The 11778-nt window shown below is 48.7% G+C and carries 10 protein-coding genes; all 10 read right to left on the bottom strand.

Translation table 11 applies throughout. The annotated features are described in order from the left end of the window. Window positions 1-3 precede the first annotated feature (3 nt). On the bottom strand, window positions 4-1362 hold the full coding sequence (nuoF, locus tag ACM5Q9_RS00700) for an NADH-quinone oxidoreductase subunit NuoF (RefSeq protein WP_418142820.1): 1359 nt from the start codon (window positions 1360-1362) through the stop codon (window positions 4-6). Continuing rightward, window positions 1359-1850, bottom strand: a complete 492-nt coding sequence (gene nuoE, locus ACM5Q9_RS00695; RefSeq protein ID WP_418142819.1) for an NADH-quinone oxidoreductase subunit NuoE — start codon at window positions 1848-1850, stop codon at window positions 1359-1361. Before nuoE ends, nuoF begins: the two co-directional genes overlap by 4 nt. Window positions 1851-1876: 26 nt before the next feature. Beyond that, entirely contained in the window at window positions 1877-3133 is a 1257-nt protein-coding gene (locus ACM5Q9_RS00690; RefSeq protein ID WP_418142818.1) for an NADH-quinone oxidoreductase subunit D, read from the bottom strand. A 2-nt stretch (window positions 3134-3135) separates the two neighbouring features. Beyond that, the gene (locus tag ACM5Q9_RS00685; RefSeq protein ID WP_418142817.1) at window positions 3136-3744 is read right to left on the bottom strand and encodes an NADH-quinone oxidoreductase subunit C; all 609 of its coding nucleotides are present in this window, start codon (window positions 3742-3744) and stop codon (window positions 3136-3138) included. Between the two features lie 32 nt (window positions 3745-3776). Continuing rightward, a complete protein-coding gene (locus ACM5Q9_RS00680; protein ID WP_169294041.1) occupies window positions 3777-4262 on the bottom strand; it encodes a NuoB/complex I 20 kDa subunit family protein in 486 nt (161 codons plus the stop codon). Window positions 4263-4283: 21 nt separating this feature from the next. Continuing rightward, entirely contained in the window at window positions 4284-4643 is a 360-nt protein-coding gene (locus ACM5Q9_RS00675; protein ID WP_169294040.1) for an NADH-quinone oxidoreductase subunit A, read from the bottom strand. Between the two features lie 667 nt (window positions 4644-5310). Continuing rightward, window positions 5311-6660, bottom strand: a complete 1350-nt coding sequence (locus tag ACM5Q9_RS00670) for a porin (RefSeq protein WP_418142816.1) — start codon at window positions 6658-6660, stop codon at window positions 5311-5313. A 487-nt stretch (window positions 6661-7147) separates the two neighbouring features. Continuing rightward, window positions 7148-8032 (bottom strand): formylglycine-generating enzyme family protein, encoded by an 885-nt coding sequence (locus tag ACM5Q9_RS00665; RefSeq protein ID WP_418142815.1) that lies wholly within the window; start codon window positions 8030-8032, stop codon window positions 7148-7150. Window positions 8033-8217: 185 nt separating this feature from the next. Continuing rightward, a complete protein-coding gene (nirK, locus tag ACM5Q9_RS00660; RefSeq protein ID WP_418142814.1) occupies window positions 8218-9711 on the bottom strand; it encodes a copper-containing nitrite reductase in 1494 nt (497 codons plus the stop codon). Between the two features lie 582 nt (window positions 9712-10293). Further along, entirely contained in the window at window positions 10294-11649 is a 1356-nt protein-coding gene (locus ACM5Q9_RS00655; RefSeq protein ID WP_418142813.1) for an esterase-like activity of phytase family protein, read from the bottom strand. Window positions 11650-11778 lie beyond the last annotated feature (129 nt).

Genomic DNA, 11778 nt, shown 5'->3' with positions numbered 1-11778 from the left:
GACCTACAGATAGTGAGGAACCACACATTGCTTATGCTCGATGTGGTGCGCGAACTCGTCGCGATAATGCTTTAAGAAACCGCGTACGGGCATGGCTGCCGCGTCGCCCAATGCACAAATTGTGCGTCCCATGATGTTGCCGGCAACCGTGTCAAGCATGTCCAGGTCTTCAGGACGGCCCTGACCGTTTTCGATGCGGTTGACGATGCGGTACAACCAGCCGGTACCTTCGCGGCATGGCGTGCACTGCCCACAACTTTCTTCATAATAGAAGTAAGACAGTCGAAGCAATGACTTGACCATGCAACGGGATTCATCCATGACGGTAACCGCACCCGAGCCCAGCATTGAGCCGGCTTTGGAAATGGAGTCATAATCCATGGTGCAATCCATCATGATGTCCGCAGGCAGGACGGGCGCACTGGAGCCGCCGGGAATAACCGCTTTCAGCTTGCGGCCATTACGCATGCCGCCCGCCAGTTCAAGCAGGGTGGCAAATGGCGTGCCTAGGGGAATTTCGTAGGTACCCGGACGCTCTACGTCGCCCGTGATGGAAAACAGTTTGGTACCACCATTATTAGGCTTGCCTACTTCGAGGTATTGCTGCCCGCCGTTACGGATAATCCAAGGCACGGCCGCGAAAGTTTCGGTATTGTTAATGGTGGTTGGCTTGCCATACAGGCCAAAACTGGCCGGGAATGGCGGTTTGAAGCGTGGCTGCCCTTTCTTGCCTTCCAGGGATTCCAGCAAGGCTGTTTCTTCACCGCAAATATAGGCACCATAGCCATGATGAGCATGCAATTGGAAGCTGAAGTTTGAACCCAGGATATTGTCTCCCAGGAAGCCTGCCTTGCGGGCTTCTTCAAGCGCTTCTTCAAAGCGTTGGTAAATTTCAAAAATTTCGCCGTGGATGTAGTTATACCCAACGGAAATGCCCATGGCATATGCACCAATGGCCATGCCTTCAATAACCGCATGCGGATTAAAGCGCAGGATATCGCGGTCTTTAAAAGTGCCAGGCTCGCCTTCGTCCGAGTTACAAACCAGGTACTTCTGGCCCGGGAAGGAACGGGGCATGAAACTCCATTTAAGACCGGTCGGGAAACCCGCACCACCACGACCACGCAGGCCGGATGCCTTGATTTCAGCAATCACGTCTTCCTGGCTCAGGCCGGTTGTAAGGATTTTACGCAGGGCTTCGTAGCCACCGCGCTTGACATAATCCTCAAGGCGCCAGTTTTCGCCGTTGATGCCATCAAGGATTTGCGGTTTGATATGGCGGCCATGCAATGCCATGCTGTTGGCCAGGTCATTGCCAGGATTGGCAATCAAGCCGTGGGAGTATTTATCCAGAAAACTCATGCCTGTGCCTCCTTGCTCATCTCGGCCAGCATTTCATCAATTTTTTCTTGCGACATGCGCACGCACATATGGTGGTTATTGACCAGCAAAACGGGTGAATCGCCACAAGCGCCCATGCACTCGCCCTCTTTCAGGGTAATGGCGCCATCGGGAGTGGTTTCATTAAAACCGATGCCCAGTTTTTCCTTGAGGTATTCGGCGGTTTTCACGCCATCACGCAAGGCACAAGGCAAATTGGTACAGACCGTGATCTTGAATTTGCCCACGGGTTTCATCTCGAACATATTGTAAAAGGTGGCAACCTCTTGGACTGCAATGGGTTCCACCCCGATATAGCGGGCTACTTCGGCGACCAGATCGCTTGACAACCAGCCGTTCTCTTCTTGTGCAATGCGAAGGGAAGACATGATGGCAGACGAACGCTGATCGGCGGGATATTTTGCCAGCTCTTTATCAATCTTTGTATAAGCCTGTTCAGAAAGCAACATTTTTACTATCCAGTTATTCGCCAGTATTAGCGATCAATTTCACCGAACACGATATCTTGTGTACCGATAATGGTTACGGCATCAGCCAGCATATGGCCACGAGACATTTCATCAAGAGATTGCAGGTGGACAAAACCGGGAGCACGGATTTTAAGGCGATAAGGTTTGTTGGCGCCATCGGACACCATGTAAATACCAAACTCGCCTTTAGGGTGCTCTACCGAAGAATAAACCTCGCCAGCCGGCACCTGGAAGCCCTCAGAGAACAGCTTGAAATGGTGAATCAGCTCTTCCATGTTGGTCTTCATGCTTTCGCGCTTGGGCGGGGCAATTTTATGGTTTTCGGTAATGACCGGGCCTGGGTTGTTACGCAGCCAGTGCACGCACTGGGCAATAATGCGGTTACTTTCACGCATTTCAGCCACACGTACCAGATAACGGTCGTAACAGTCGCCATTGACGCCAACCGGAATATCAAAATCCAGGCGATCGTAAACTTCGTAGGGTTGTTTTTTACGCAAATCCCATTCAACCCCGGAACCACGCAGCATGGGGCCGGTAAAGCCCAGGGCCTTGGCGCGTTCAGGCTCAACCACACCGATACCTACCAGACGCTGTTTCCAGATACGGTTATCAGTCAGCAGTGTTTCATATTCGTCGACACAGCCCGGAAAGCGCTTGGTGAAAGCCTCGATGAAGTCCAGCAGCGAACCTTCGCGGTCTTCGTTCATTTGATTGATTTCGCGCTTGCTGCGGTATTTAGTATCCATGGTGTTTTTAGGCATGGTATCGGGCAAATCACGATACACGCCACCAGGACGATAATACGCTGCGTGCATACGGGCACCTGAGACGGCTTCGTAGCAGTCCATCAGGTCTTCACGCTCACGGAACGCGTACAGCATAACGGCCATGGCACCCACGTCAAGAGCATGGGTACCCACGCTCATGAGGTGATTCAGGATGCGGGTAATTTCATCAAACATGACGCGGATATACTGTGCACGCAGTGGCACTTCGATACCCAACATTTTCTCGATGGCCATAACATAGGCATGCTCATTGCACATCATGGAAACGTAATCCAGGCGATCCATGTATGGCAAGGCCTGCAAATAGGTTTTCTGTTCGGCCAGTTTTTCGGTTGCACGGTGCAACAGGCCAATATGCGGGTCGGCCCGCTGGATAACCTCGCCGTTCAATTCAAGAATAAGACGGAGCACACCGTGGGCTGCCGGGTGCTGGGGACCGAAGTTAAGGGTATAGTTTTTAATTTCTGACATTTTTAACGTCCTACTCCGTAACCTTCTTCACGAATGACCCTTGGCGTGATTTCACGGGGTTCTATGGTAACCGGCTGGTAAATGACACGCTTGGCTTCTTCGTCGTAACGCATTTCAACGTGACCGGAAACGGGGAAGTCTTTACGGAATGGATGGCCGATGAAACCGTAGTCGGTAAGAATACGACGCAGGTCGGGGTGGCCTTCAAATACGATACCGAAGAGGTCAAAAGCTTCACGCTCGAACCAGTTCAGGCTGGGCCAGACGCTGACCAAAGAAGGCAGCACGGGAAATTCGTTGTTGGGCACCCAGGCACGAATGCGCAGACGCCAGTTATTGCTTAAGGACAGCAACTGGACGGCTACCGCAAAGCGTGAAGGAAAGGCTTCAGCAGCGTTAACAGCCGGAGCACCCCAGGTTAAGTAGTCGACACCGGCAAGGTCTATGGCGGTTTCAAAACCCAGTTCAGGGGTATCACGCAGACGCGTACAGGTTTCCTGCCATTTGTTAGCCGGGATTTCCAGGGTGAGCTCACCATGGGCTTCGATCAGGTTCAGCTGATCGCCCAGATGGGCAAGCACATTTTGTTTTAAAGTTTGTAAACGAGACATAGGATTTTCGTGAACCTTAGCTTGCCAACATCTTACGCTTCACGCGCAATGGTGTTGGTATGGCGGATTTTATTCTGCAGTTGCAACATGCCGTAGATAAGGGCTTCTGCTGTTGGCGGACAGCCCGGAACGTAGATATCAACCGGCACGATACGATCGCAGCCCCGAACGACTGAGTAGGAATAGTGGTAATAGCCACCACCATTAGCACAGGAGCCCATGGAAACAACCCAGCGGGGTTCGGCCATTTGGTCATAAACTTTGCGCAGGGGAGCTGCCATTTTATTGCAAAGGGTACCGGCCACGATCATGACGTCGGATTGACGGGGACTGGGGCGGAAAATGATACCGAATTGGTCAAGGTCATACCGGGCGGCACCGGCGTGCATCATCTCAACCGCACAACAGGCCAGCCCGAAGGTTGCTGGCCACATGGAACCGGTTTTGGCCCAGTTGATAACGGCATCTGCACTGGTAACCAGAAAGCCCTGTTTATTTAATACATTTTGATCAGACATAGTTTTTACACACCACTTGGATTAATCCCAGTCAAGTGCACCCTTTTTCCATTCGTAAACAAAACCGGCAGTGAGGACTGCCAGGAACACAATGACGGTCCAGAAACCAACCAGACCGACATGCCCGTTGGCAATAGCCCATGGGAAAAGATAGGCGATTTCAAGATCGAACAGAATAAACAGGATGGCGACAAGATAGTAACGCACGTCAAATTTCATGCGCGCATCTTCGAAGGCCTCAAATCCGCACTCGTAGGGTGAATTTTTTTCAGGGTCTGGCCGGTTGGGGCCCAGAAAACGCCCCGCCAGCAACAGAAATGAACCCAAACCACCCGCAACGAGAATAAACAGCAATACTGGAAAATATTCAGCTAAATTCATGTTACGCAGCCACCTAAATTGAAAACTTGATTAAATTTCTTAAACCTTCTGATTGTATCATTTCATCGGCAGGTTGATACCCAATCACTTAGGGAAAACGACATATTTCATGTTTTTTTCTTATTATGAGGGATATTTGCAAATTTTCTTGACACAGCAAGTAATTTTATTTACACCCTGATTTTATCTGCCAATTCCTATTATCCGTACTCCTCTGTCACGATTAGGATGACCGGTGGCAATGCTGATATCATCCTCAAGCTCAAAAACATTTTTTTAACCCCTGTTTTGCGCATGGGATTGATGCCTTTTGCGTAGTAAAACATGGCCGGCCGGTTTATTCAAGCGATTGGGGCCCGCAGGTAGGTATGTTCTATTTTGGAGCAGTGCAGCAAGCACCCTCTAACCAAAAGCCAAGCCAGCGCCTAGCACAGCACGCCGTTCTAAAATAGAATTGCAACCCCTGAATCTTTAAAAGTGTAATCACCTGGCAGATGCAGCAACTTCGGCGCGTAGCGGCGTCAGAGCAAAGCTACCAGGTGATTGCACGCTACCCATCTAGAACCTGAAGCCCCCCCCAAAAAAAACCGAACAAGCATAAAAAAACCACCCGCATAAACAGGTGGTTTTTAAGCTTTTCAATTACATGGTCAAGCCATGCGATTGATTAGAAGCGGTGACGGATACCAACGTTGATTTGAGTTGCTTTTGCTTTGTACGTAGCATCAGCACTACCAACTTCACGACTCCAGCTACCACGACGGCCTTCTACGTTAGCAATCACACTACCATCAGCTGTGGTTTTGTATGTACCATAAGACGCAACCGCATAGATGTTAGTACGTTTGGACAGGTTATGTGTATAACCCAGGCTAAATACGTTTGAACGCAGTTTGCCTTCGCCAACAAAGTCAAAGTCTCCTGACACACGACGGCCTTCCCATGCAAAACCGTTTGCATCAGCAAACAGATTCTTACCATGAGCACCGGTGTAAGAGAACAGTACTTTACCATTTTCGCCAACAGGTGCTGACAAACCAACTAACCAATGTGTTTGTCTGTAGCCTTTACCAACGGAATTACCGAAATCAAGGATACCATAGTCTTCAGCGAAATCGTTATAGGCACCTGAACTACCATCACTGTCGCGAATCAGACCATCTTTTTGTTGACCCAGACCCAAGTGCAGCTTAACAACGTCGAAGTCATAAGCAAAGCCTAAGTTCCATGCATTAACAGTACTGCTTGCTGAATTACCATTAACTGTGGTTTTTGCTTTTTGGTGATCCCATACCAAACCAGCTTGGATTGGACCATTGTTATAAGCAAGACCCAAAGAGATCAGGTTGTTACGGGTTTTAACCTTAAGCTCATCAGAGTCGACTGTAGCACCAAGTCTATTACTAACTGTATACTCAACATCATCTTTGCTGTTAGAACCAGACCACATAAGAGCAGCTTGGAAGCCACTGAAGTTAGGTGTCATGTACTTGATAGATGAGTCATAACGACCTGACCAGCTTGCACCCAATACGTTAGTAGCACCTGCCTGACCAAAACCTGTACCGAACGGATCGATAGAAGCCAGGAAGTCATCACCCACGTTGTACTGACGACCCAATGTCAGAGTACCCCAGCTTTCGCCTGTCAGACCCAGGATAGCTTTACGACCGAACAAACGACCACCTTGTCCTGAACGACCATTACCCAGATCGAAACCGCTTTCCAGTTGGAAAATTGCGCTGGTGCCGTTACCCAGATCCTCAACACCTTTCAGGCCCCAACGGTTACCAGACTGATTACCTGATGTTACGCCAGTTTTGCTTGTTTTTGCAGAACCGGAAAAACTACCAACATAATCACCATTACGGTCATAAAAATTACCATCAAGGGTAGTTTTTGTTTGGCTGTAACCAACACCACCGTCAACTACACCGTACAGTGTTACTGATGATTCTGCGTGAGCTGCGCTAGCAAAGCCAGCAACTAGAGCTGCAGTTAGCAAAGTCTTTTTCATTTGTTAAATCTCCGTAGATTTTGAGTGATCAGAGCAGCGATCAAGACATTATGTTCTACCGCTCTATAAAACTCCGCGAAGGGAAGTTGTAGTTATTGCACCAAATTTTTGACTTTCTGGCTACCAACTTCTTCATAAAAACCCTTTTTTGTGGTTTTTATGTTGGTACCGAGCAACAAAGCTGATGCAACAGACCGATTATCAAGCAAGCCATTTTCCCTTCGAAACTGTTAAGCTCACCCAACTAAACACTTTAATACATACGTCCGAAACCGCATGAATCTTTACTGTACTGCCGATTGGGCGGCACTGCAATTGTTAATGCACCTTATGTTGTTTACAACACGGCTACATCAGGCGGCTCGCATTTTCCATGTTGTTAAAATATAACACTTCCGTTGTTTTAATACAAAACCGCCCGGCAATGCGGGCGGCGAATGTCATAAACAGACCTGCAAACGGCTTGTTGCCATTGCTTATCAGGGCCCTATGGGGTTTCGGCCCCGTCCATGGCACATCTGAAGCCTAATGTATCCAGGGTAAATGGTGCTTTCAGGCTGGACCTGAAACCATAGCGCATGAAGGCGGCGTAATCGCTGGGGTCTGCCACCCCTTCGGCGCCGGCACCACAGAACGCCCCCAGGTCAAGGGTAACGGTACGACCATCCACCTCTACATTTTCAACATTAGAAGTCTGCAGTTTGCTGGATACCGTGGCGTTGAAATCTTGGGTCCATTCCCAAATAAGGCCATGCATATCATAAATACCCCAATAATTGGGCTTATCCTGCTTAATGGCAGGCAAGCTGGCGGTCGCAGGCTTGGCATACCAGTTCAGGATTTTTTGGGTAAAGTCTTTGTCTTTGGTGGCATCCACCTTGGCTTCAGAGGCTCGTGCAGCATATTCCCATTCGGCAATGGTTGGCAGGCGCTTACCCTGGGCCTTGCAGTAGGCTTGGGCCGCAAACCAGGATACGTTACTAACCGGGCTTTGCGCATCAATGGTTTTAGGCACCCATTGATCATTTTCCTTTACCCAATGCTTCAGGTAACCGTCTTCAGCAAACATTTTCTGGATTTTATCGGGTGACCATTGCGGGTTTTTTTTGATAAATTCGGCAAACTCTAGGTTAGTAACCGGTGTAGTGTCCAAGCGGAATGCCTTAACCCATTCCAGCGGACTGGCCTGACTGGAATATAAAGGACGATATTCACCCTGAGGCAATCTGGCCATTTCAACCGCCTGCACTGGCATAACCATGGCACACAAGGCGGCTGCAATAGCGGCCAGAACCGGTTTGCGCGTATGGTTCTTGTGGCCACGTCTGGCATTTGCATTTTGGTAAGCCTGCTGGCAATAGATTATTGTCATAGCTTGCTCTTTATAAATAATAAATAAAACACTGCCTTCAATGCTGGGCACCGAAGACAGTGTGTACTAACTGGGGAAGATGGCACATATCTTAAGCTTATGAATACTGTCTTCTTATAAGCCCTTATAGATCACCTATGCCTTATAATCCCCATTGATGCTTTGCACGCATTATGGCAATACGCTTAGTGTGCACCAGGTACGGCTTGCACAGGTGCTGCCTTGCGTTGCTCGGCCACATCTTCGGGTGAAATTTCACCACCTTTGTTACCCCAACTGTTCAATACATAGGTAACTACGTTGGCCACATCGTTATCACTAAGCAACATGGCCGGCATCACGCTGTTCCACTTGTTACCGTTAACGGTAATTTCACCAGACAAGCCGTGCACAATCACGTTGGCGGCACGTTTATGGTCAGCATTCAAGTAATCAGAGCCCGCAAGCGGAGGGAATGCGCCGGCAATACCAACACCACCCGCCTGGTGACAAGCCTGACAGTTGGCCTCATAAACACGTTGGCCAAACTTGATTTTCTCGTCCAGGTTCTGTGCTACGGCAGGCACTGGCGCCGCACCGGTACTCACGGACTGAATGGCAGAACCCTCTGGCAGATACACCGCATCCATCTGTTTGCCGGAATAAATTTCCTTGTTTTCAGGGCCGGTTACCTTGATGTTACCCAAAGCACCTTTATTAAAGGCACGGAAGATGGAGTGGTCTACCATGACCAGGTCACCGGGCACGTCCAGCTTGAATTCAACCATAGTGGCGCCACCTGCAGGCACCAGGGTGGTCTGGATATTCTCGTTAACCAGATCGCCGCCTTCTACATGGACCTTATCGAAGATCTCGCCAATCACATGGAAAGAAGACACCAGGTTGGGGCCACCGTTACCCACGAACAGGCGGATATTTTCACCCACTTCCGCTTTCAGGGCATTTTCACCGGCCAATGCACCAACTGAACCGTTGAATACGACATAGTCAGCGTTTTCGTCAATAGCTTTTTTCATGTCAAAAGGTTGCAGGCCAGGCTCACCATAACCACCCTTGGTATAGAAATCACCCTGCATGACATAGTATTCGCGATCCACTTTAGGCAAGCCCTCTTTCGGCTCTACCAGAATGAGACCGTACATACCGTTGGCAATGTGCATGCCCACAGGCGAGGTGGCGCAGTGGTAAACATATAAGCCGGGATTAAGGGTTTTGAAACTGAACACAGAGGTATGCCCAGGCGCTGTCAATGAAGAAGCTGCACCGCCGCCAGGACCGGTTACTGCATGCAAGTCAATATTGTGCGGCATTTTAGAGCTGGGGTGGTTGGACAGGTGGAACTCAACGGTATCACCCTCACGCACGCGCAGGAATGTTCCCGGCACGGTACTGTCAAATGTCCAGTACATGTAGTCTACACCATCGGCCATTTTCATGACTTTTTCAACGGTTTCCATTTCAACCACCACCCGTGCAGGGTGTTTGCGGGTAATTGGAGGCGGCACCATTGGGGGCGCTACACGCACCGCCTTTTCAATGGGCAATTTCTTGATCGCTTCGGAGGCGGGCTGCTCTAAAGCAACATTAACAACATTACCCTCTTTAGCCATCACGGCACCTGACACCAGGCCCATGCTTAAGGCCATAGAGACGGCGGCAACCAATTTATTCACTTTCATAGACTTCTCCTGGATAAAAAATAAAATTTCCGGGTAGCGCCCTGGTGAATAATTTCCCGTTATTCATATTCGGGCATCCGTTAATGGAAATTCTACGGGTTAAACCTGATCAACTTCTGATTTAAATCAAATACCCACCTTATAAGATATATTTAACATGTACCTTTTAAGAACTTCTTGATCTGTGTTGATTTTAAAAATGCTTTAATGACTAATCCTGTGTTGTTTTAGATACAAAATTTTCAAATGCAATAAAAAAATTATGAAGGAATCGGGTTTTGCAGTCTCTCTGATATTATTAAAATAATAAAAGACCGTATAACACTTTGATTATAAATAGATAAATTTTTGAAAAAAAGCACTCAGCCGTTTTTAAGGTGTACAACCACGATAATATAGATTGTAGGCAGAAAAAGCCATGTTTTATCCATGAAAAACCCCACAAGATACAAGCTGAAACATAAGGATCGGAAAAGTCAAAAAACGCCACATGAAAAAGGCCAGGTTTTCACCTGGCCCCTTAAACAGCAGGCACAGGCATTAACTGTCCAATGCCCTGCCTACCCGTTATCGTGCAAATAATTATTTGGCTTGCAACAATTCTTTTACATTCAGCAAAATCAATTCATTATCATCCTGCTGGTTGGGCTCGCGGCTTGAAGAGTACGGATAGTTATTATCATTACCCACCACAATACGCTCTCCATCAATCACATCCACGTTTTCAATGGTAAAGAACGGGAATTGCAGCACCCCATTGGTCAGGGGCTTGCGCGCAAGTTTATTAGGGTCCTGAATATTCAGCAAATCAATATAGGCAATTTTACGTACGTCCTTGCCGGCGGTTTCGGGGCTGAACTCAACCTTATAGACCCGCTTGAACTTGGGCAAATCAGAAAAGCATTTGCTTGTATCTTCACCGTCTTTACAGGCCTTGTCGGGCGTACCCTCGCCATTGTCACGCTCAATAATAAGGGCAGTGGTGGCATCAATCATGTTGAAGTCGCCAATCGCGTGGTGGCTGGCCTCCAACGGGTAAAGCCATGAACGGCCCGTCCATTTTTCTGCCCCCACATCAAATTCAAGTACGCGCAAAGCGGTTTTATCGCCGGACTTTTCCCAGTCTTTGGTGTTCTCATCCCAAACCGGGCCTTCCATCAGCGGGTACAGGAATTTGCCATCCACCGAGGCAGCCATGCCTTCATAGCCCTTGGAGCGCTTCAGGTTAACGGTTTTATAGGTTTCTCCGGGTGCGCCGGGCGTGGCAACCAGGTAGTTGTCAGGCGACTGGATTTTTTTTCCATCCACCTCAGTTTCATAGACAGCCAGTACTTTCCCGGCTTTGTCGGCCTTGATCAGGAAAGGACCAAACTCTTCACCAAACCAGATATGGTCGCCAATAATTTGCATGCTTTCCAGATCAAAGTCGGAACCGGTCAGGTAACGTTCTTTGGTATCCTCATGAACGATACGGAAAGGCACTTTCTTGTCGGGATCGCTCAGGAATACCGTTTGCAGATGTTTGAACTCTCCGGTTTTCCAGTCGATCGTGTACTGGTTAGCGTACAGCATGGAGTCCAGCGAGTTGGCCTTGTTGCCAAAACCGTTGTCCGTCACAATCCATACACTGCCATCGTCCATGACCTGAATGCCCGAATGACCCTGCAAAGGCTGACCCTTGAATGGCACTTTATGACCAGTCTCACGGTCCTTGGACTTGCCCATGACACTGCCCAGCTCTTCAATACGGGCGCGGGTGGTATATTTTCCGGCTACTTTCAGGTCTTGGGGTGCGTTCTCGGGGGCCTGGATCACACTGTTGGCTGGCAAAACGGCATGACCTTCCAGTACGGCAGGCATTTCCTGCTGCGCATGGGCAGAAAAAGAAATAGCGCTTAAGACCAGGCTTAATATAGATAAACGAAATGGCTTCTTCACAATAATTCCTTTGAGTTGTTTACAAGGTACGGGAAGGATAGCCAAGCTTTATGACTGGTATATTAAAGAATCCAGGCAGATGCTGGTAATTTTTATTATTTGATTTGCCGTGCCTGTTTATGTGCCTGT

Source organism: Advenella sp. RU8 (genome assembly GCF_048381675.1).
Lineage (GTDB): Bacteria > Pseudomonadota > Gammaproteobacteria > Burkholderiales > Burkholderiaceae_B > Advenella.
The sequence above is the reverse complement of the archived record's forward strand: the minus strand, read 5'-3'. Positions and strand labels throughout refer to the sequence as shown.

Coding starts and splice junctions, on each gene's coding strand:
- ACM5Q9_RS00690 (WP_418142818.1), bottom strand. CDS start 3,133: ATGTCAGAAATTAAAAACTATACCCTTAACTTCGGTCCCCAGCACCCG.
- nirK (WP_418142814.1), bottom strand. CDS start 9,711: ATGAAAGTGAATAAATTGGTTGCCGCCGTCTCTATGGCCTTAAGCATG.
- ACM5Q9_RS00670 (WP_418142816.1), bottom strand. CDS start 6,660: ATGAAAAAGACTTTGCTAACTGCAGCTCTAGTTGCTGGCTTTGCTAGC.
- nuoF (WP_418142820.1), bottom strand. CDS start 1,362: ATGAGTTTTCTGGATAAATACTCCCACGGCTTGATTGCCAATCCTGGC.
- ACM5Q9_RS00665 (WP_418142815.1), bottom strand. CDS start 8,032: ATGACAATAATCTATTGCCAGCAGGCTTACCAAAATGCAAATGCCAGA.
- ACM5Q9_RS00675 (WP_169294040.1), bottom strand. CDS start 4,643: ATGAATTTAGCTGAATATTTTCCAGTATTGCTGTTTATTCTCGTTGCG.
- ACM5Q9_RS00685 (WP_418142817.1), bottom strand. CDS start 3,744: ATGTCTCGTTTACAAACTTTAAAACAAAATGTGCTTGCCCATCTGGGC.
- ACM5Q9_RS00680 (WP_169294041.1), bottom strand. CDS start 4,262: ATGTCTGATCAAAATGTATTAAATAAACAGGGCTTTCTGGTTACCAGT.
- nuoE (WP_418142819.1), bottom strand. CDS start 1,850: ATGTTGCTTTCTGAACAGGCTTATACAAAGATTGATAAAGAGCTGGCA.